The organism is Candidatus Zixiibacteriota bacterium, from assembly GCA_040752815.1.
Lineage (GTDB): Bacteria > Zixibacteria > MSB-5A5 > GN15 > FEB-12 > JAGGTI01.
Window position 1 is genome coordinate 12,338 of the sequence record JBFMGC010000018.1, and the last position, 20,194, is coordinate 32,531.

General features: G+C 58.2%; 18 protein-coding genes. 7 read left to right on the top strand and 11 right to left on the bottom strand.

Annotation, left to right across the window (positions count from 1 at the left end; genetic code table 11):
• Nucleotides 1-112: 112 nt before the first annotated feature.
• The 11 genes from AB1772_06400 to AB1772_06450 form a co-directional block, all read right to left on the bottom strand.
• Nucleotides 113-2,293: a bifunctional (p)ppGpp synthetase/guanosine-3',5'-bis(diphosphate) 3'-pyrophosphohydrolase gene (locus AB1772_06400; GenBank protein MEW5795975.1), complete on the bottom strand. Its 2,181-nt coding sequence runs from the start codon at nucleotides 2,291-2,293 to the stop codon at nucleotides 113-115.
• On the bottom strand, nucleotides 2,271-3,311 hold the full coding sequence (locus AB1772_06405; protein MEW5795976.1) for a glycosyltransferase family 9 protein: 1,041 nt from the start codon (nucleotides 3,309-3,311) through the stop codon (nucleotides 2,271-2,273). The genes AB1772_06400 and AB1772_06405 overlap by 23 nt, the downstream gene beginning before the upstream one ends.
• Nucleotides 3,298-4,080 carry a glycosyltransferase family 2 protein gene (locus tag AB1772_06410; GenBank protein MEW5795977.1) on the bottom strand — a complete coding sequence of 261 codons (783 nt, stop codon included), beginning with the start codon at nucleotides 4,078-4,080 and terminating at the stop codon, nucleotides 3,298-3,300. The genes AB1772_06405 and AB1772_06410 overlap by 14 nt, the downstream gene beginning before the upstream one ends.
• On the bottom strand, nucleotides 4,077-5,183 hold the full coding sequence (locus AB1772_06415) for a glycosyltransferase family 9 protein (GenBank protein MEW5795978.1): 1,107 nt from the start codon (nucleotides 5,181-5,183) through the stop codon (nucleotides 4,077-4,079). Before AB1772_06415 ends, AB1772_06410 begins: the two co-directional genes overlap by 4 nt.
• A gap of 8 nt (nucleotides 5,184-5,191) precedes the next feature.
• The gene (locus AB1772_06420; protein MEW5795979.1) at nucleotides 5,192-6,301 is read right to left on the bottom strand and encodes a glycosyltransferase family 4 protein; all 1,110 of its coding nucleotides are present in this window, start codon (nucleotides 6,299-6,301) and stop codon (nucleotides 5,192-5,194) included.
• Nucleotides 6,298-8,199 carry an ABC transporter ATP-binding protein gene (locus tag AB1772_06425; protein MEW5795980.1) on the bottom strand — a complete coding sequence of 634 codons (1,902 nt, stop codon included), beginning with the start codon at nucleotides 8,197-8,199 and terminating at the stop codon, nucleotides 6,298-6,300. The genes AB1772_06420 and AB1772_06425 overlap by 4 nt, the downstream gene beginning before the upstream one ends.
• 79 nt (nucleotides 8,200-8,278) lie before the next feature.
• Nucleotides 8,279-8,878, bottom strand: a complete 600-nt coding sequence (locus AB1772_06430) for a hypothetical protein (GenBank protein MEW5795981.1) — start codon at nucleotides 8,876-8,878, stop codon at nucleotides 8,279-8,281.
• A 117-nt stretch (nucleotides 8,879-8,995) separates the two neighbouring features.
• Nucleotides 8,996-9,601 carry a site-2 protease family protein gene (locus AB1772_06435; GenBank protein ID MEW5795982.1) on the bottom strand — a complete coding sequence of 202 codons (606 nt, stop codon included), beginning with the start codon at nucleotides 9,599-9,601 and terminating at the stop codon, nucleotides 8,996-8,998.
• A 61-nt stretch (nucleotides 9,602-9,662) separates the two neighbouring features.
• Nucleotides 9,663-10,280, bottom strand: a complete 618-nt coding sequence (locus tag AB1772_06440) for a DNA-3-methyladenine glycosylase (GenBank protein MEW5795983.1) — start codon at nucleotides 10,278-10,280, stop codon at nucleotides 9,663-9,665.
• Between the two features lie 21 nt (nucleotides 10,281-10,301).
• Entirely contained in the window at nucleotides 10,302-11,150 is an 849-nt protein-coding gene (locus AB1772_06445) for a histidinol-phosphatase HisJ family protein (GenBank protein ID MEW5795984.1), read from the bottom strand.
• Nucleotides 11,143-11,790 (bottom strand): MBL fold metallo-hydrolase, encoded by a 648-nt coding sequence (locus AB1772_06450; GenBank protein ID MEW5795985.1) that lies wholly within the window; start codon nucleotides 11,788-11,790, stop codon nucleotides 11,143-11,145. The genes AB1772_06445 and AB1772_06450 overlap by 8 nt, the downstream gene beginning before the upstream one ends.
• Before the next feature lie 200 nt (nucleotides 11,791-11,990).
• On the opposite strand from AB1772_06450, the gene prfB reads away from it, so the two are divergent.
• The 7 genes from prfB to AB1772_06485 all read left to right on the top strand — a co-directional run bounded on the left by prfB (nucleotide 11,991) and on the right by AB1772_06485 (nucleotide 20,181).
• Nucleotides 11,991-13,074, top strand: a protein-coding gene (gene prfB / locus AB1772_06455; protein ID MEW5795986.1) for a peptide chain release factor 2 whose coding sequence is annotated in 2 segments (ribosomal slippage) — nucleotides 11,991-12,023 and nucleotides 12,025-13,074 — 1,083 coding nt in all. Because the reading frame shifts where the segments join, the coding sequence is not laid out codon by codon here.
• Between the two features lie 26 nt (nucleotides 13,075-13,100).
• Nucleotides 13,101-14,093 carry a phosphate acetyltransferase gene (gene pta / locus AB1772_06460; GenBank protein MEW5795987.1) on the top strand — a complete coding sequence of 331 codons (993 nt, stop codon included), beginning with the start codon at nucleotides 13,101-13,103 and terminating at the stop codon, nucleotides 14,091-14,093.
• A gap of 4 nt (nucleotides 14,094-14,097) precedes the next feature.
• Nucleotides 14,098-15,315: an aminotransferase class I/II-fold pyridoxal phosphate-dependent enzyme gene (locus AB1772_06465; protein ID MEW5795988.1), complete on the top strand. Its 1,218-nt coding sequence runs from the start codon at nucleotides 14,098-14,100 to the stop codon at nucleotides 15,313-15,315.
• Complete coding sequence (gene pckA, locus AB1772_06470) at nucleotides 15,312-16,979, top strand: phosphoenolpyruvate carboxykinase (ATP) (protein ID MEW5795989.1); 1,668 nt, start codon at nucleotides 15,312-15,314, stop codon at nucleotides 16,977-16,979. Before AB1772_06465 ends, pckA begins: the two co-directional genes overlap by 4 nt.
• 46 nt (nucleotides 16,980-17,025) lie before the next feature.
• Nucleotides 17,026-17,328, top strand: a complete 303-nt coding sequence (locus AB1772_06475) for an FmdB family zinc ribbon protein (protein MEW5795990.1) — start codon at nucleotides 17,026-17,028, stop codon at nucleotides 17,326-17,328.
• Between the two features lie 31 nt (nucleotides 17,329-17,359).
• Nucleotides 17,360-18,730: an FAD-linked oxidase C-terminal domain-containing protein gene (locus AB1772_06480; protein ID MEW5795991.1), complete on the top strand. Its 1,371-nt coding sequence runs from the start codon at nucleotides 17,360-17,362 to the stop codon at nucleotides 18,728-18,730.
• A 140-nt stretch (nucleotides 18,731-18,870) separates the two neighbouring features.
• Nucleotides 18,871-20,181 carry a citrate (Si)-synthase gene (locus AB1772_06485; GenBank protein MEW5795992.1) on the top strand — a complete coding sequence of 437 codons (1,311 nt, stop codon included), beginning with the start codon at nucleotides 18,871-18,873 and terminating at the stop codon, nucleotides 20,179-20,181.
• The last annotated feature ends 13 nt before the right edge of the window (nucleotides 20,182-20,194 follow it).

The window sequence follows — 20,194 nt, forward strand, 5'->3', positions numbered from 1 at the left end:
GGTGTCGAAACCTCTCGACGCCATGGCGAGTCCGCGGCTTCGGTCAACGAGATGGATGGGGCAGACCGGGAGGTCTGCCGCCCACAAGAACAACGGTGGGTCACCATGCCCCCTACTCCCCCGGGTCGTAGCGACGGGAACGTTGCACCTGGATCACACCCTTTACCTTCTTCATCTTGTCGATAATCCGATTGAGATGTGACAGGCTTGATACCTCGATCAGAAACTTTCCCTGCGCGGTCGTGTCGAGTGAATAGATCTCCGCGCCGCGCACGTTGGTATTGGAATCGGCAATAGCCTCGGTGATATCGTGCAGCATCCCTTTGCGGTCCTCAACGACCACATCGAGCTGCACCACGAATGACTGGTCCATGCCGGCGTCCCAACTAACAGCGATTTTCCGCTCCGGCGCCTGGTTGGCCAGGTCGATTGCCAGCTTGCAACTGGCATGATGGATAGTCACGCCGCGACCTCGCGTGATGAAACCGACGATGTCCTCGCCCGGCACCGGCTGACAGCAGCCCGCGAAACGGAACATCATGTTGGCCATCCCCTGAACCCGCACACCCTTGGTGCCGCGGATACGCTCGACCAGCCGACCGACAATTCCCGGCGGCGCCTCGGGGATGTCCTCGGGATGAATCAGGTTGATGACCAGCCGTGGTGCCAGCGCCCCGCTGCCGATCGCAGCGAGCATGGTTTCGGCGGACTTCTGATCGAGATGCTCTGCGTATTCCTGAAGCTGGGCATCGTTCGGCATCGCCAACCGCATCTCTTTCAAACGGCGCTCGAGTATCTCTCTTCCGAGCGCCACCGACTGCTCGAACTTCGCCTGGTTCAGCCATCGACGGATACGCGAGCGTGCCGACGACGTCTTGACCAGTTTGAGCCAGTCGTGTGACGGCGTGTGGGTCGGATTGGTTATTATATCAACCATGTCACCCGATTGCAGCTTGGTTGACAGCGGCTGAAGACGGCCGTTGATTTTCGCTCCGGCGCAATGGAAACCGATCTCGGTATGAATCTGGAACGCAAAGTCGAGCGGCGTAGCGCCCCGCGGCAAGTGAACCAACTTCCCTTTGGGCGTATAGACGAAGATGTCCTCCGAGTAGAGATCCATTTTGAGATATTCCATAAACTCGGTCGGATTGAGCAGGTCGTCTTTTTGCCATTCGAGCACGCCGCGCAGCCAGATCATCTGTTTGTCGTCGCGGCTGAGATACTGTCGCCCCTCTTTGTACAGCCAGTGGGCGGCGATTCCGTTTTCGGCGAACTCGTGCATCTTGCGCGTGCGAATCTGGATTTCGACTGTCTTATTGCGTGGGCCGAAAACGGTCGTGTGAAGCGAGCGGTACCCATTCGGTTTGGGATTAGCAATGTAGTCATGAAACCGTCCCGCCACCGGCTTCCACATGGCGTGGAGAATACCCATGGTGTGGTAGCATTCGCGCTCGTTTTGCACGATCACACGGATAGCAAGTAAATCGTAGATTTGATCGAATGGTACGCCGCGTTTGACGATCTTGTGATAGATGGAGTCGAGGTGTTTGGCTCGCCCGTAGACATCCGCTTTGATGCCGTCCCTGGCGAGCGCTTCCTTTATTGGCTTGGTTATCTCCTCGATGTAGGCCTCGCGCTCTTCCTTCTTCTCCTTCACGGCCTTGGCCAGCTCCGCGTAAATCTCCGGCTGCAGGTGCTTGAGCGCAAGATCCTCCAGCTCGGTTTTGGCCTTATAGATGCCGAGACGGTGCGCCAGCGGGCCGTAAACGTCGTGTGTCTCCTGGGCGATCCGTTTCCGCTTGGCGAGCGGCAGCGCTTCGAGCGTGCGCATGTTGTGCATGCGGTCGGCCAGTTTGATGATGATCACGCGGATATCCTTGGCCATGCTCAGGAGCATCTTGCGAAAGTATTCGGCCTGCTGCTCCTCGATCGAGTTGAACTCGACCGCACTGATCTTGGAGACACCGTCGACCAGGTCGGCCACCTCGTCGCCGAACTCCTCGCGAACCTGCTCGAGAGTGCATGGCGTGTCCTCGACCACATCATGAAGCAGCCCGGCGGCAAGAGTGGTCGAGTCCATGTGCAGTTCCGCCAGGAAGAGCGCCACCTCGTGACAGTGCTCGATAAACGGCTCGCCCGAGGAGCGCCGCTGGCCGGCGTGAGCCGTGTCCGAAACCTCGTATGCCCGGCGCAACAGGGCTACGTCGATATTGGCGTTGAGCGCCTCGACCTGTATGATAAACTGCGCCAGGTTGTACTTGACCTGAGGTTTACTTTCTGACGGCACCGTCATAAACTGCTCCAGCAGCCTCAGCTACCTGCTCGGCTGTAATCGTCTCCATGCAGCGGCACTGGCCGGCGGGGCAGCGGCAGGGATCGGATTCCGGCTGCATCACCCGATGCCCCTCGCCGATCGGCCCCCAGCGCACCGGCGACATGATTTGCCGACCGGGATAAAGCCCCACCACCCGAGTACCCACCGCTACAGCCAGGTGGAGCGGCCCGGTGGAATTCGCAATCACTGTCGACGCCAGCGAGAGAACGGCCGCTAAGGTCCTAAGATCGGTTTGACCGGTCAACTCTTTGATCGCGATGCCCATCTCAACAGCCAACTCCCGTACCGCTTTTCCCTCGCTGTCCGATCCTGTGATAACAACCGTGTGCCCTCTCCGGTTCAGGGCGGCGTATAGCTCGAGGAAACGGCGCATCGGCCAGCGTTCGGCTGAGCCGCCCGAGCCCGGATGAATGACCATGAACGGCGTGTCTATTCCCCGCATCTCGAGTATCCGCCGCGCATTCTTCAATTCCTTGGCGGTCGGGTAGACCGTAGGATGAGTGATCGTCCGCCCTGGACGGAAATACTCCAGGAAGTCGAGATTGTATTCCGCTTCGTGCTTCTTGTTCGACTTGCGGCTATGCAGCAGCCGATGTGTGAAAAACACCGAATGAAACCGACCTGCGGTGCCAATCCGCACCGGTACGCCCATGCGATAGAGCAGGCGACTGATCTGCCGCTCCGGATAGAGCAGTACCGCCGCCTTGTAGTTTCCCTTCTTGACCCGCTGCTCCAGTTCCTTGCGGTAGTTGCGGCTGGAAACGAGTTGATCGTTCTGGACTCGCACGATTCGATCGATGCCGGGGTTGTTTTCGAGGATGGGCGATGCATACAGCGACGCCATTACGTCAACCGGGCAGTCCGGGTAGCGCGCCTTCAGCGTTTCGACAAACGGCAACGCAAGGACCAGGTCGCCGAGGCGATCGGTGCGGCAGATCAGCAGTCGATCGCCTGATTGTAAATCAATCTCCGGCATCAGATTTACTCCGACTCCGAATCCTTCCTCGCCGCAGGTCCCAGAGCTTCGCGTATTTGGTCATCACATAACCGGCCGAGAGCACCGCCAACAGCAGCCCCTCACGACCGTCGAGAAACCCGGCTCTCAGTATATACTGTTTAAGGAACTTGGCAAGCGGGTTGAAAATGATCCGCGCCGGACCGGCGGTCTGACCTCTTCGCAGCGCGTCCTCTGCGGCGAGTGTCGTGTACTTGTTGAGCTTATCGAGATATACATCGAGATTTGGATAGCTGTAGTGCAGCAGATCATGTCCGAGGCATCCCGTAGGACCATCTACCAGCACCTCCTCATGGACATGCGCGTCGGTGAAACGACCACGGCCACGACGATAGAGGCGTAAAACCAGGTCCGGATACCAGCCGCCGTGGGCGATCCATCGGCCAAGAAACTGCGTGCGCCGCGGCAGCCGGAACCCCACGATGCCTCCGGAGTCGGCAATCGCCGCCCTGATTTCGTCCGCCAGGTCCGAAGTGACCTCCTCGTCGGCGTCGATAGAGAGAATCCACTCACCCTCGGCGTGATCGGTTACTATCTGTTTGGCCGGACCAAAGCCGCGCCAGACATACGTGACAATCTTCGCGCTGTAGCTTTGAGCGATAGGCACAGTTCGGTCGTCTGAGCCGGAATCGCCAACAATGATCTCGTCGGCCCACTGCACGGACTCGAGACACCGCGAGATATTGGCCTCTTCATTGCGGGCGATTATCACCACCGAAAGCTTTTTCATTCTTGCCCCGCCTTCATTCGCGCGAGCACCTGTTTCACCCGCTCGAACACTCGGTCAACGCTGATATCGGCGATAGTGTCATCATCGGCGCCGACCACCGCGCCGTCCGGCTGGCGATATGGCTGCCAGCGACGGAAATTCTTGGCTGCTCGATTGTAAAGACCGACCACCGGAATCTGAAAGCTGCGCGCGATATGAATCAGCGACGTATCCGGCGAGATCAGCAGATCAAGCCGCGCAATCAGGGCGCTCACCTCGATCAGGCCCATGCCGGCGGGAGCAAGGCGCACACGATCACCTGCCTCAGCCGCCACTTCTTCGGCGTTTCTTCGATCCGAAGGCATGGATATCAGGACGATGCGGCTATCGGCTTTCCATGAGATCAAAGCACGACAGAGCGCGATGACCTTTTCCCGCGGCCAGATGCGATTCGGTTTGCCCGCTGAGAGGTTAAAGCCGAATCTGAGCGTTCCGGGCGGGTCGATCGCCACGGCGGCTTCGGCCTTAGCGCGCGCCTCAGCCGTCATGAACGGCGGCGCGAAACCGGACACTGTCGACCCGTTGATGCCGAACGGCGCCAGCAGCTTCAACGTGTTGTCGACTATATGCTCGCCGATTCCGTCAGAGTGAATATGGTTGTAGTCATAGAAGATAGCGTGGCGCGTTTTGCCGACTCCGATCCTCACCGACCGCTTGCCCGCAAGCTGCGAAAAAAAGAGCGCTGTTACCGAGTCATTGTCGATCATGTCGATCACACAGTCGAAATGCTCCCTGCGAACTGCGGCCAGTTGCCGAAAGTCCTCCCATTGCCATTTTCTGTATATGAAGATTCGTTCGAAGCGCGAATCGTTCCTTATGAGAGCTACATTACGCGGGGATGCCAGCACGGATATGCGGATGTGAGGGTATCGCGTTCGGAGAGCATCGAACACGGGCAGCGAGATCACCATGTCGCCGATTTTCTCAGGGCGGAGGAACAGTACTTTGGATATGCGCGCACCATCGATAGCCGGCGCCGGGGTGCGCCCCTTGCGAAAGAATAGCCGGCACAATCCGAACACGGCGTCTTTGGTACGATGTTCCAGCCAGTTAAGCAAGCTCACCGCGCAACCTACCGTTCCAACAACTTTCCGAAGTATGTCTCCACCTTGCGCATCATGGTGCTAAGACGGAACTCCTCGCGCCAGCGCTGCTGAGTCGCTTGACTGTACTTAGCTCGCAATTCGGCCGACAAGAGCATCTTGATTACTGCCTCGGCTAATTGACTCGAATCGCACGGCGGCACCAGGAGTGCGCTTTTACCGTCTGTCAGCTCTTCCGGAATACCACCCACCCGGCTGGCCACGGTGGGCAACCCGGCCCTCATACCTTCGACTATGGCAAAGGACGCCGGTTCTTCCACGGCGGGGTGGATCATTAAATCGGCGCCGGCTAGCTCAACGTCGATGTTATCCAGCATGCCGCCGAATATAAAGCGGTTATCCAAGCCAAGCTGAGCGATTCGCGTGCGCAGCAAAGTCTCGAGGTGACCATCGCCGAGCAAGAGAAAAACCGCCGAAGGCACCCGTCTAACAATCTCCGGGGCCGCCTCTACCAGATAGATATGTCCTTTCTGATCGACGAATCGTCCGACCGTTACGGCGACCAGGCTGTCAGCATCCAGCCGATATTTCTGTCTGAGCGCAGCAGCGGCGGGCGGGTTCGGTCTCTCAAAAACTCGGTCTTCGATACCGATATGAACCACTTCCACCATGGCATCAGACAGATAGCCATGCCGTGTCACCTGTCGTTTGAGGGCGTGCGAGCATACCATGACGCCATCAACAAGCCGGGGCGACAAATATCGGTGCGCCCACCCATTGCGAGTTACGTCAAGCCCCATTCGCCAGCAGACTTTTGTTCGACCGTACCAGCGCGCGGCCAACCCGCCGAGGCGGACGTCCTTGTTGAAATTCACCGTCAGAAGATCGATCCGCCGATCCTGGAGAAGGCGCCTCATACGGACGATTGTCGCTGGGTTAAAATCCCCGGCAATTGGCAACTCGACCACTTCGATTTTGTCTGAGAGTAACGAGGCCCGTCGGAGATACTCGGCGCCTGGACGCCCTACCACGGTCGCCCGGTGACCGCGCTCCAGAAAGTGGCGCGCCGTTAGCAGAATCCAGTTTTCGTATCCCCCGAAAGTCCGCGCGTCGACCGAATCGAGAAAGAGCAGGTTCATCCCCAGTCCCTGAACTGCATCAGATAAAGCCGGTTATACAGACCATCACGGGACATCAGCTCGTCATGAGTCCCGGACTCGACTATCCGCCCTTTGTCCAGCACTATGATGCGGTCGGCATTCTTGACCGTGGATAAACGGTGCGCGATCACCAGAACTGTGCGACTGGCCATCAACCGGTCGATCGCCTCCTGTACCTGCGCTTCCGATTCGGTGTCCAGCGCCGATGTTGCCTCGTCGAATATCAATATCTGCGGATTACGCAGAAGCGCGCGGGCGATTGCCACCCGCTGCCGCTGTCCCCCGGAGAGCTTCACCCCCCGGTTGCCGACCAGCGTATCATAGCCGTGCTCCAGCGCCGAGATGAACTCGTGCGCGTTGGCCATCCGCGCCGCCTCTTCGACTTTTCCCGGCGCGATACCGTTTTGGCCATAAGCGATGTTGCTGTGCACGGTATCGTTAAAAAGGTACGTCTCCTGGGTGACAATGCCCATCAGGCCGCGAAGTGATCTAAGCGACAGGTCGCGAATATCGACACGATCGATGCTGATAGCCCCTTTCTGCGGATCGTAGAATCGCGGCAGCAGGTCGAGCAGGGTCGATTTGCCCGCACCCGACGGACCCACTACGGCGATAACCTCGCCCCGCCTGACCTCGAGCGAAACATCGCTCAGGACTTCGCTCGTACCCTTGTAGGAGAAGGACACATTGTCGTAACGGATCGAACCGCTGAAATGATCGAGGGTTCGGGCATTGACTTTCTCGCTGACATCTTCCGGCGCATCGAGCACGCCGAAAATCCTCTCCGATGCCGCCATCCCCTCCTGTATTTTTACGTGAATCTGGGAGAGCGATTTCACCGGTTTGATCATGGCAAACATGACCAGCACAAAAGTAATAAAGTCGCCGGCGTCCAGCGCCCCCGTACCCTGGACTATCCGTGTGCCCGCAAAGTAGAGGATGACTATTCCGGCGATCGTGGCCAGCAGATCGTTTATCGGCGACGACAGGTGACGGATACGACGCATACGCACCAGGGCACGGAAGTAATCGAAGGTCGTGCGAAAGAACTTCTTCGATTCGAAATCTTCCATCGAGAACGCCTTGACAATGCGCACGTTGCTGATCGCTTCCTCGAGCACCGAGTTGACATCGGCCATCTTGCGCTGCGCCCGCTCGGAATACTTGCGCATCTTGCGGCCTATAAACCAGATGAATCCGAACACCGCCGGCAGCACCACCGCGGCCATCAGGGTCAATTCCCAGCTCAGAATCACCAGCGAAATCGCCAGCACCAGAGTCAGAACGGCATCGGAGACGAACTGGTTGAAGCCGATGTCAATCGATTCGTTCAGCACGGCGACATCATTGGTAACCCGCGAAATGATCTGACCGGTGCGCCTGGAATGAAAATAGGCAAGCGACAGCCGCTGGTACTTGGCGAACAGCCGGTCACGAAAACTTCGCATGACCGACTGCTGAACCCAAACCATGTAGTAGGCCTGGATGTAGTAGAAGATGTTTTTGATCAGAGCGACTATGAGGATGAGCACGCAGAAGTTGGCCAGGGTCGAGGCGTGCGAATCTCCCTGGACTGCCTGATCGATCCACCCCTTGAGGGCGTCTTTCAGGTGGTAGATCCAGCCCTGGGCGATTTCGGGGGCGATCGGACCGGGAGCGACCGGCTCCGTAAGTGTCAGGGGGGCGGGCTGCGTTTCTACCGGTCCGGACTCGAACAGCGGACCAGACTCAACCTGGAAAAGCGTCATCAGCAGCGGGCCGATCATCCAGAGCATAAGCCCGGTCAGGAGCGAGTACATGGCGGCAGAACTCGACGCTGTCACCAACTGCTTCCAGAACGGCTTGAGAAACGAAAATGTCCGCGAATAGAGGTTCATCGACCGGTCCGTACCTAACCACAAACTTATAAAATGGCCAACTTCCAGGCTTTTGTCAATTGAGTTAACCGATTGATTTTCAGGGGGTTATTCGCGTCGCGTCAGGCGGGATAACTACCTCGAATCGCTTCCGCGGGACTCGGACTCCCTGGCGGTAGCGTTCCCGCGTGGCTTTCAGAACCAACTCGTCGCCGCTGACGAAGCGGAAATCGCGAACACTCCAGCCTGATTTCTCGCGGTCGTATATCAGATTCACCTGCCAGACACAGGAAGTGTCGGTGGGTCCTATGTCGAACTCCAGCCTGTTCTGGCGGCGATTGTCGGTGGTCACGAGTATCCGATTCGCCAGTGCCGCAGAATCCGGCGGAGTCGTAGCCAGACCCAACAGATTCAGGCCGGTCACAGTCACCGGGCAATCTGTCTTGTGCGCGACTTGATCGAGTGACTCGTATAGATACTCGTTTGTGCCTGGGAAAAAGACCTTGATCGAATCACCGGTCAGCCACCCCTTGAGGGCCCCCTTGCCGAGATACCCTCGGCCCGATAGTCCCACCACGCTGTCGGTCACATACAGCTCAAGTTTGAAACTGGTCGGCTTACCCTCACGCCAGAGGCGGGCATTGAACGAGAGAGCGTCGGCCACGACGCCAGTCTCGGCCTTCTCATCGCCGACAACCATATCTCTCGATGTCTGACAACCGGCCAAGAGACAGATAATGGATAAACAAGCCCCTAACCTGCTGAGCGCGGGGAGACACCGTGGCGGCTGCATCATGATCTGTGTGGCCATTCCCTCTCAGATTCCGAGCAAGAACCTTACCACGGCACCCACCACCGGTCCAAGCACCCGCCAGAATAAGCCGCTGACTACGACAATCAAGAGCAGCCATGGGGCGAACTGCTCGAAACGCTCATACCCGGCTGCCATCTCGCGTGGCAGGAGGTTGCGGAGAACGTGGGAACCGTCGAGAGGGAACAGCGGAATCATATTGAAAAACGCCAGCGTGACGTTGATAACCACCCCGGCCATGAGAAGACGTTGAACCACTTCGGGGGCGTCGGTCACTCGAAATATCAAACCGCACAGAAGCGCAAGCGCGAGATTGGAGAGCGGCCCGGCGGCGGAAATCCAGATATCGGCGACCCTGGGATTGCGAAGATTCAGCGGGTTGACCGGCACCGGCTTGGCCCAGCCGAAACGAAAACCTGATGCCACCATCACTATCGTACCCATCAGGTCCAGATGGGCCAGCGGATTGAGTGTCAAACGCCCCAGGCGCGCCGCGGTCGGGTCACCAAATTTCATCGCCGTCCAGGCATGAAAGAATTCGTGCAGAGTCAGGGAGAACAGAATGACCGGCCCGTATATAATAGCTCGATGAATCAGATCTTGTTCGAACAACTTGCCGTATCTCCCAAAAGAGGTCAGGTTCTTTATACGCAGGAACTTGCCGCGGGGACAGCTAAAACTTACCTGTTGGAATCGGGGAGTGCCGCAACTCGCGCGGGCCCGATACCGCCTCCGATCCCGCGACAAAAAACCGATACGGCAACGTATCCCCCTTATTGATACCGATCCGTCGTGTGACGATGATCTCGCCGGCATCTGATCCATCATCGCACAGAAAAAGCTCCGGACCAGTCAAATCGACACCTGACTGCCGTGTGGTCAAGCCGAATGAGCGACAGAACTTGCCCGGCCCGCTCAGGATAGCGCTGGGTCGAGAACGAGGCGAGTGCTCTCTCATGATATGGATACCATTAAGCGGCTCGGCAGCGCGCACCAATACCGCGGCCGGGAAGCCTGCTCTTTCGGTTACCACGTTGAAGCAGTAGTACATGCCGTAGATGAAGTAGATGTAACTGAATCCCGCCTTGCCGTACATGATCTGGTTGCGCTTGGTCGGACCGGGCGCCGCGTGGCAGGCGGGGTCGTCCTCGCCGATATACGCCTCGACCTCGACAATGCGCCCCGAAAGCATCCCCCGTCGGGAACGATAGGAGATGATCTTGCCAAGCAGTTCGCGGGCCACCTGCAGAGTGGGCCGATTATAGAAAGACCGGGGAAGCTTCCTGTTCAAATCGCTCGGCCTGTGACCGTCTCAATCTTCGCACCAGGCCTCGAACCAGGGCGACACCAGCGCTACGGCCGCGTCGAAATCGTACCCCACCTGGTCGGGAGCGTGGGCATCGGATCCAAGGTAGCGCACTTCGATACCGGCTTTTCGCGCCGCATTCACGATCGCGGCCCGGGGGAAATAATCGTCGAACTTGCGGCGAATCGCCGAGGTATTGACTTCGAGCGCCGTCCCGGTAGACCTGAGCACCGGGAACGCCACGCTGATCAAGCGGTCCAGCAAAAGTTCGTTCAGCCGCGGACCGTAGAAACCCTGACCGTATTTCCGCAGATAATCGAGATGGGCGATACAGTTGAATAGACCGGTTTCTGCCGCCGCGACAATCTCGCCCACGTACTTGTCCACGATCTGTTCGACTGAGTAGTGCGGAAAGCAGTTTGGGAAACACCCCTCGCACGAGAAACAGCGCCCGTCCAATTCATGAACCCCGCACAAGACAAAGTCGAAATGGTACCTGTCTTTCAGAGCTATTACCGATTCCTGACAGTTGGGGTACCAACCGTACTCGAGACCCAGGACCACCCAGAGGCCACGCTGGTAGTACTTTTCGCGCGCTCGAAGGACGTCGTCGACATACGGCGCCAGGTTGTCCGGCACGGCCGGCTTCTCGTGGCCGTCGATTCGAATTCGATCTCCGCTCAGCGGCCCGGTATCCCAGTGAGTGGTGAAACACAGCTCGGCCAGCCCGCGTTTGAGCGCCGCCTCACAGTACTCGTCGATGGTGCCGACCGCGTCGATACTGTAATCGCAATGGCAGTGGTAGTCGGTAAGCCCAAGATTGTTCAGAGGGACGATATTGTCGAGTTCACGCATAGCGGCCTTTGATAAGGAACGGATTGGAGACGCGCTCGGTTCCCACCGTGGTCTGCGGCCCGTGGCCGGGATACACCGTCACATTGTCAGGCAGGGGCATGATCTTAGTCTCGATGGATCTTATCAACTGCTCATAGTCGCCGCCGGCCAGGTCGGTCCGGCCGATCGATCCTGCGAACAGCGTGTCACCACTAAACAACCGGCCGGCCTCTTCCTCCAGGTAGCAAACCCCGGCCGGCGTATGGCCCGGCGTGGCCAGGACCAGAAGTTCGATTCCGGCTACCCGGATCAGTTGTTCGTCGCGGACCGAAGAATCTGGCTTGGGCGCCACTATGGGGTGGTCGAAAAAGGCTGAGATGTTGGCGCTTGGGTCGGCCAGGAGCTCTTCCTCGCCTCGTCCAATGTACATTGGCACGTTGTAAAGCTGCTTGAGTTCGGCAACCGCGGCGATATGGTCGCCATGCCCGTGGGTCAGCAGGATAGCCTTGGGGGCGATCTGAAACTCGTCCACCGCTTGGGCGATCTCATCGGCTTCGGCGCCCGGATCGATAATCAGACCCTCCGCGGTGTCTCTTTCCCAGAGGAGGTAGCAATTGGCCGCAAACGGCCCCACCACCAGCGTGTGCACCTGAGTTGCCATCGCGCTAAAATACACACGCTGACCGGACTGTCAATACTTGGCGTGACCAATAACGGCTTATCGGACAGATATTTATACGCACGCGAATTGTGGGCGGAGAGGTCGAATAAGTTTTGACCTCCTTCGGAAAAAAACATATATTCTCGGCCTGATTTTGGCCCGGAGTGCGAACCGTGGTTACTGCTGAACTAAGAACTCTTATACCGCAACTCAAAGACCGTGTGGACAAGCTAGCGAGGTATCTTTGACCTCGACGAGCGTCAGAAGAAAGTGACCGAGCTTGAAGCCCGGACGGTCGAGGCCGGTTTCTGGGACAACAATCAGACCGCTCAGGAGACCCTCAAGGAAGTCGCCAGCCACAAGAAGTGGATCGCGTCGATTGAAAGCCTCCAGCGGGAGCTTGACGATTCCGCGGAGCTGCTTGAGATTATCGATCCGGACTCTCCCGAAGTCGCTGAGCTCGATCGTTCACTGACCACACTCTCACAGGAGCTGGGGAAACTCGAACTGGCGGCCATGCTCTCCGGGCCGGACGACCACCGGAACGCCATTTTGACAATCCACCCCGGCGCGGGGGGCACGGAATCTCAGGACTGGGCCGACATGTTGTTCCGGATGTTCAACCGCTGGGCGGAGCGGCGGAATTTCGAGGTCGAACTACTTGACTATCAACCCGGCGAAGAGGCCGGACTAAAATCGGCTACTCTCGAGTTCAAGGGCGACTACGCCTACGGGTTCCTGCAGGCTGAATCCGGGGTGCACCGGCTGGTCCGGATTTCGCCGTTCGACGCCAACGCCCGGCGGCACACGTCGTTCGCCTCGATTCACGTCTACCCGGTCGTGAAAGACAACGTGGAAATCGAAATCAAAGACGAGGACGTGCGAGTCGATACGTACCGGTCTTCCGGCGCAGGCGGCCAGCATGTCAATAAGACGTCGTCGGCTATCCGGCTCACCCATATCCCGACTGGGATTGTCGTAACCTGCCAGTCGGAGAGAAGTCAGTACAAGAACAAAGATGCCGCCTTTACCGTGCTGAAGGCACGGCTCTACCAGCTTCACCGCGAGGAAGAAGCCAGGAAGATGGAGAAGTTCGAGAAGGCCAAGAAGAAGATTGAGTGGGGTTCGCAGATCCGCTCATATGTCTTTCATCCCTACAACCTTGTCAAAGACCATCGCACCCTGCACGAAACCTCAAACGTGCAGGCCGTCATGGACGGTGATCTCGATCCGTTCATCCAGGCGTTTCTGTCCAATCCGGAACTTCGCGAGCAACTTGTTTAGCCGATATTACAGTATTTGGAGATGTCATGAGCGTAGTTGCTGCCATACATGAAAAAGCCCGCAAATTGCATCGGCGAGTGGTGCTCCCCGAAGGGACCGAGCCGCGCATGATCGATGCCGCCAGGGTGCTCACGTCCGAGCAGATCGCCTCGGTCACCCTGCTCGGCAACCGCAAAGAGATTGAGAAGCTGGCCGGCAACCACGGGCTCGACCTGAATCGAGTTGAGGTCGTGGAACCAGCGGCGGCAGCCGACTATAAAGGTTATGTCGATGAGTTCATGGATCTGCGGAAAGCGAAGAATATCACTAAGGATGCTGCTCGCGAGGCTATCGCCCAGCCGCTGTACTACGGCGCGATGCTCGTGCGCCATGATAAGGCGGCCGCATCGGTGGCCGGCTCGGTCAATACCACAGGCGACGTACTCCGCGCAGCCATCCAGGTGATCGGATTGAAACCGGGGATCAAGGCGGTGTCGAGCTCCTTCCTGATGACCCTTCCGGAGTATCGCGGAGTCAAGGACAAAGTATTCGCTTTCGGCGACTGCGCGGTCATCCCCAATCCCAATCCGGAACAACTGGCCTCGATAGCCGTCTCCACCGCCGAGACTATGAAGTACCTCACGGGCGAGGAGCCGCGCGTGGCGATGCTGTCGTTCTCTACCAAAGGCTCCGCCCGGCATGAGGATGTCGATAAGGTACTGGCCGCTCTCGAACTCGTCCGTAAGAACTTTCCCAATCTGAAAATAGACGGCGAGTTTCAAGTGGATGCGGCGATTGTCCCCGACGTAGCCAAACGTAAGGCCCCCGATTCGCCGCTCGGCGGCGAGGCCAATGTGCTTATATTCCCTGACCTCGATGCGGGCAATATCGCCTACAAGCTGGTGCAGCGCCTCGCCGGGGCAACCGCCACCGGCCCGATCATACAGGGCCTGGCCAAGCCGGCCAACGACCTGTCGCGCGGGTGTTCCGTTCAAGACATTGTTGACGTGTCCGCTATTGCGACACTACTGAGAGGATAGAGCCATGAGTATCAGTCAACTGGCCAGAGAAGTCAAGGAGTCGCCGACCCTTCGCCTCAACGAAGAAGCCGGGCGGCTTCGCGACAAGGGCGAACCGGTTATTCATCTTGGATCGGGCGAACCGAAAACCAAGGTGCCGCTCGACGCCATCCTGGCCGCGTCCGCCAAACTGAAAACCGCCGACATCAGGTACACACCCACCGAGGGCATCCCGTCGCTCATCAAAGCGATCATTCGCTACACCGAGGACGTCTACCACAGAGTGGTCGCGCCGGAAAACGTCTGCGTTCACGCCGGAGCCAAGCAGGCGGTTTACAACATCCTGATGACCATCCTTAACCCGCAGGACGAAGTCATCATTCCCGCCCCCTACTGGGTCAGCTACCCGGAAATCGTCAAGATGCTTCACGGCGTGCCGGTAATCGTGCAGCCGGAGGACGGCCGCTTTCATCCAAGGATGGCCGACATCGCCGAAGCGGTCGGATCATACACCAAGGCGATTATCATCAACAGCCCCAACAACCCGTCGGGCGAAGTCTACTCCGAGGACTTCATCCGGGAGATTATCGAGTTCTGCGAAAAGAAGCAGATTTATCTCCTCATGGACGATATCTACCAGCGGCTCATATTCGACGGCCGCCGCCCGGTTTCTTGTTACGACTACGCAAGGGATCACTCCGACAACTCGCGCCTGATCGTGCTCAACGGCGTCTCCAAGATGTACGCGATGACCGGTTTCCGTATCGGCTGGTCCATTGCTAATACCAAAGTGACATCGACACTCATCAACGTCTCCGCGCAGAATACGTCGTGCCCGTCGATCGTGCTCCAGGCCGCCGCCGCAGGCGCCCTCGAAGGTGTGCAGTCAGGCGTGGAGAGCCTGAGGCAGACGCTGGAAAACTCCCGCGACGTAATGCTGCGTGAGCTCGACGCTTTCACCGGCATACGGACCATCAAACCGGGCGGAACATTCTACTGCCTGCCCGACTTCCGCGCCTACGAAAAGGACTCTGTCAAACTGTCCCGATTCCTGCTGGATAAAGCGCTGGTGGTGACTGTACCCGGTGTAGAGTTCGGCATGGAGGGCCATCTGCGGCTCAGCTATTGCGGCACAATCAAGGAGATTACCGAGGGCATTCGGCGCATCAAGTGGGCGCTCGATCCTGACTCGCCCAACGAGATTTACATTGGCGACCGGAAGTTCAGAAGGGATTGGAAATGAGTCAGTACATTATAGACATCAAAACCCCCGCCTTGCGCGAGGCCCAGGCGCTCAAGGCCGAGTACAGCCTGTCCAACTACGGCTTTCGCAATCTCCACACGGTGTACTGGAACCTCCCCACCGAGGCCCTCTACGAGGAAATCATCTTTCGGGGCGAGGCCGGACTCTCTTTCCAGGGACCGGTTGTCGTCAACACCGGCAAACACACCGCCCGTGCCGCCAACGACAAGTTTGTCGTGCGCGAACCCAGCAGCGAAGAGCATGTCTGGTGGGGCGAGTACAACCGCCCGTTCAACATCGATAAGTTCAACTCCGTGTTTCAGCGAATGCAGGGCTATCTTCAGGGGCGCGACCTGTTTGTGCGAGATTGTTATGCGGGCGCCGATCCCAATTACCGCCTGCCTGTGCGTGTCATCACCGAATACGCGTGGCACTCGCTGTTCGCGCGCAACATGTTTATCGAACCCCAGACGAACGAGGAAATGCGCCGCTTCGTGCCGGAGTTCACGGTCATATCGCTGCCCTCGTTCCAGGGCCTGCCTGAGGTCGACGGCACCCTCAGCCCCACCTTTATCCTGCTGAATTTCGAACAGCGTCTCTGCCTTATTGGCGGCTCAGGCTACGGCGGCGAGATCAAGAAGTCGGTCTTCACGATTCTCAACTACCTGCTGCCTCTCGACGGCGTTCTGAGCATGCACTGCTCGGCCAATGTCGGCCAGGACGGCGACACCGCCCTGTTCTTCGGTCTGTCCGGCACGGGCAAGACGACGCTGTCGGCCGATCCGCGCCGTCGGTTGATCGGCGACGACGAGCACGGCTGGAGCGACGAGGGGGTGTTCAATTTCGAGAACGGCTGCTATGCCAAGGTGATCGCCTTGTCGCCGACTGCCGAGCCCCAAATCTACGCCTGTACGCAGCGCTTTGGGACGGTGCTCGAGAATGTCATCTACGACCGAGTAACCCGGCGATTGGACCTCGACGACGAGAGCCTTACGGAGAACACTCGAGCCGCTTATCCGCTCGACTTTATCGCCAACCATGTCCCTGAAAAGATGGCTGGTCACCCAAGGAACATCGTCATGTTGACCTGTGACGCATCCGGCGTGATGCCGCCGATCGCGCGCCTGACCCCTGAACAGGCTATGTACCACTTCATTTCAGGATATACTTCCAAAGTGGCCGGAACTGAGATCGATCTGGGTAAGGAGCCGGAGCAGACTTTCAGCGCCTGTTTCGGCGCTCCGTTCATGGTGCACCACCCTTACAAATACGCCGAAATGCTCAAGAATAAGATGCTCAAGCACCAGGCCCAGTGCTGGCTGGTCAATACCGGCTGGACCGGCGGGCCGTACGGAATCGGAAAGCGCATGAGTATCCATCACACCCGCACCCTGCTCGACAACGCTCTGAGCGGCGTCCTGCAAAAAGTCCGCTACCGGACCGACCCGTTTTTCGGATTCGAGGTCCCGATCAGTTGCGACGGAGTACCGGACAAGGTGCTCAATCCGAAAGAGACCTGGGAAGATCCCCAGGCCTACGAGGAAAAGTACATCCAGTTGGCGTCGCTGTTTATCGAGAACTTCAAGAAGTTCCGCGACGGCTGCCCGCCGGAGATCGTAAAGGCCGGTCCGGATGTCGGCCGGGTGCGAACCGCCAGCCGCTGATGGTTGTTGTGGGTAACTTGAACGACTGAGCGGAGACAAAGTCGCGATGCCGACCTACCAATATCGCTGTCATGATTGCGGCCATGAATTCGAGGAGTTCCAGTCCATGGCCGATGACCCGATTTCGGTCTGCCCCAAATGCCACGGCCACACGCGCCGCCTGATCACGGGCGGCGCCGGCCTCCTGTTCAAAGGCAGCGGTTTCTATATCACCGACTACCGGAGCAGCCAGTACAAGGCCGACCAAAAGAAAGACTCTTCGCCAACGGCAAGCTCGTCGAGCGACAAGTCGACAGCGTCTCCCGAGTCCAAACCGGCATCGACAAGCAAAACAACCCCCGGCACTTGATCCGAGACACCCGACAAAACAGGAGCCGCTATTGAACCAGACCCAGGCTGAACGGCTGCGCGGCCTCCTGAAAGCACCGGAGACTCTGCTCGCGGGGACGAATATCGATCCCAAGTACTTCCGCGATGCCACAAAGTACGAAGCGGTCCCTTCGGCTCTACTCATGGCGGAATCGGTCGAAGACATCGTCACCGCAGTCCGTTTCTGTGCAGCCGAGCATATTCCAATTACCGCACGAGGGGCGGGCACCGGGCTTTCCGGCGGGTGTGTGGTCTCCCCTCAGGGGCTGTTAGTTTCTACCGAGAAACTTCGCAGGCTCGACATTCTACGCGACCAACAGATAGCTATCTGCGGTCCCGGAGTAATTACGAAAGAACTCCAAAACGCCGCCGCAAAGTACGGCCTTACGTATCCGCCGGACCCTGCCAGCTACGAGGAATGCACCCTGGGAGGCAATGTGGCCGAGAACGCGGGCGGCCTTCGCTGCAAGCGCTACGGAGTCACGCGGGACTACGTTCTCGGCTTGGAGGCGGTATTGCCCGACAGTTCGATGCTCAAAACCGGCTATTTCAACCAAAGCCGCGGGTTTTCACTAGGCGACATAATTGTCGGATCAGAAGGCACACTTGGAATCATCACGAATCTCGCGCTCCTTCTCAATCCCCTCCCCGGCCGAGGCGAGACCATTCTTGTAGCGTTCGATGACCCGAAATCGGGCGCGCAGACAGTTAGTGACATTAACACGGCGGGCATTGTCCCCACTGTGATGGAGTTCCTCGATGGCGATGCCGCCGCTTGCTCCAAGGAATACGAAAAGTCCGAGGGTTTTGACCGGGCGGCTGCGATCCTTCTGCTGGAGACATCTGACAAAGACGCGTCCGACCAGGCCCTACAAATCCGCCAGATTTGCGAAAAGAACCACTGTTCCTACCTTCGCAGCGAGTCCGACCCGGGTCGGGCCGAGGAACTCTGGCGGGTCCGCCGGAACATCTCCAAGGCGGTCAAGGCGATGGCCGGGCTCCGGGTATCCGAGGACGTGGCCGTGCCGAACAGCCGCTTCCCGGATTTGGTCGGATTCGTAGCCGAAATGAACCGTCAGAGCAGGCTCAGAATCAACTCGTTCGGCCATGCCGGTGACGGTAATCTCCATGTGAATTTTCTGGCCCCGACTGACTCCGAGGCCGATCGGCGTGAAGTCGACAAATGGGTCGAAAAGCTGATGCGGAAGACTATCGAACTGGGCGGCACCCTGACTGGCGAGCACGGAATCGGCCTGGCCAAACGGCACCTGATGACCCTCGAATTCAACCGCCCGGCGCTCGACCTCATGGCCACAATCAAAGTCGTCTTTGATCCAGGCCACCTGCTCAACCCGGACAAACTGCTTCCCGAGACCAAATAAATCCCGGACCTTTGCGGTATCGCTTGACAACCCCTGCGGCGCGGTTTAAGTTTTGGAAGAACATGTGAAACATTTCACATCGGCTATGAATATGATCCATGTAGTCCACAAATGCAATAAGCCTATAAAAGGAGATCGACATGGCTAAAACCCTCAAAGAAAAACTGGCTGACATGATTCCGAAGCTCCGCCAGGAGCGCACCGCGCTGCTAAAGGAAACAGGCGATGTCAAAATTTCGGAGGTCACCATCGCGCAGGCCATCGGCGGCATGCGCGGCGTCAAAGGAATGGTCTGCGATACCTCGGTTGTCGAACCGGACCAGGGTCTGATCATCCGCGGCAAACCGATCATGAAGATCAAGGAACGCTGGCCGGAGGAAATCTTCTGGCTCCTCATGACCGGCGAATTCCCCACCAAGGAAGAGCTGGCCGGCCTGCAGAAGGAACTCAAGGCTAACGGCGAAGTTCCGGCGTATGTCTGGAGAGTCCTCAAGGCCATGCCCAAGACCTCCCACCCCATGGCCATGCTTGACACGGCTATCCTGACCATGGAGAATGAATCGGCCTTCCGTCGCGAGTACACCAAGGGTGTCCACAAGAACGACTATTGGATTTCAACTCTCGACGATGCCATGCGCATTCTGGGCACCATTCACACGATTGCTGCCGGCGTGTACCGCATCAAGTACTTCAAGGGCGACCTGATTGAGCCGTCGAAGAAGCTCGACATGGGCGCCGACTATGCCCGTATGCTTGGCCTCAAGCCGCACAAGGGCGAGACGGCCGAAATGATGCGCCTCTACCTCACGCTCCACTGCGACCACGAGGGCGGCAACGTGTCGGCCTTCAGCTGCCACACGGTCGGCTCGGCGCTGTCCGACCCGTTCTATGCGGTCTCGGCAGGCCTGAACGGTCTGGCCGGCCCTCTGCACGGACTGGCCAACCAGGAGTGCCTGGCCTGGATTCTCCAGACTATCGAGAAATTCGATGGCGCTCCCACCGAGAAGCAACTCGAAGACTACGCTTGGGAGACCCTGAACGCGGGCAAAGTGGTGCCGGGCTACGGCCACGCCGTGCTTCGTGTGACCGATCCGCGCTTCACCGCCTTCAACGAATTCGGCAAGAAGTACCTCAAGGACGATCCGGTCTTCCAAACAGTCGACCGCGTCTTCAACGTGGTGCCGAAGGTACTCCTGAAAGCCGGCAAAGCGAAGGATCCGTGGCCGAATGTTGACGCCGGTTCCGGCGCGCTGCTCTACCACTACGGCTTGACCCAGTTCGAGTACTATACGGTGCTCTTCTCGGTCTCGCGTGCGATGGGCATGCTTTCGCAGCAGGTGCTTAACCGGGCGTTGGGTACGCCGATCACGCGGCCCAAGTCGGTCAGCACCGAATGGCTGAAGGCTCAGGCCCAAAAGGTCAAGACCCCCGAGCCTCAGCCGGTGGGATGATGATCTTGTAGTA

Excerpts from the sequence above, each read along its gene's own strand:
- AB1772_06400 (MEW5795975.1), bottom strand. The coding sequence starts at position 2,293 with ATGACGGTGCCGTCAGAAAGTAAACCTCAGGTCAAGTACAACCTGGCG.
- AB1772_06405 (MEW5795976.1), bottom strand. The coding sequence starts at position 3,311 with ATGCCGGAGATTGATTTACAATCAGGCGATCGACTGCTGATCTGCCGC.
- AB1772_06410 (MEW5795977.1), bottom strand. The coding sequence starts at position 4,080 with ATGAAAAAGCTTTCGGTGGTGATAATCGCCCGCAATGAAGAGGCCAAT.
- AB1772_06420 (MEW5795979.1), bottom strand. The coding sequence starts at position 6,301 with ATGAACCTGCTCTTTCTCGATTCGGTCGACGCGCGGACTTTCGGGGGA.
- AB1772_06425 (MEW5795980.1), bottom strand. The coding sequence starts at position 8,199 with ATGAACCTCTATTCGCGGACATTTTCGTTTCTCAAGCCGTTCTGGAAG.
- AB1772_06430 (MEW5795981.1), bottom strand. The coding sequence starts at position 8,878 with ATGGTTGTCGGCGATGAGAAGGCCGAGACTGGCGTCGTGGCCGACGCT.
- AB1772_06445 (MEW5795984.1), bottom strand. The coding sequence starts at position 11,150 with ATGCGTGAACTCGACAATATCGTCCCTCTGAACAATCTTGGGCTTACC.
- AB1772_06450 (MEW5795985.1), bottom strand. The coding sequence starts at position 11,790 with ATGGCAACTCAGGTGCACACGCTGGTGGTGGGGCCGTTTGCGGCCAAT.
- pta (MEW5795987.1), top strand. The coding sequence starts at position 13,101 with ATGAGCGTAGTTGCTGCCATACATGAAAAAGCCCGCAAATTGCATCGG.
- AB1772_06465 (MEW5795988.1), top strand. The coding sequence starts at position 14,098 with ATGAGTATCAGTCAACTGGCCAGAGAAGTCAAGGAGTCGCCGACCCTT.
- pckA (MEW5795989.1), top strand. The coding sequence starts at position 15,312 with ATGAGTCAGTACATTATAGACATCAAAACCCCCGCCTTGCGCGAGGCC.
- AB1772_06475 (MEW5795990.1), top strand. The coding sequence starts at position 17,026 with ATGCCGACCTACCAATATCGCTGTCATGATTGCGGCCATGAATTCGAG.
- AB1772_06485 (MEW5795992.1), top strand. The coding sequence starts at position 18,871 with ATGGCTAAAACCCTCAAAGAAAAACTGGCTGACATGATTCCGAAGCTC.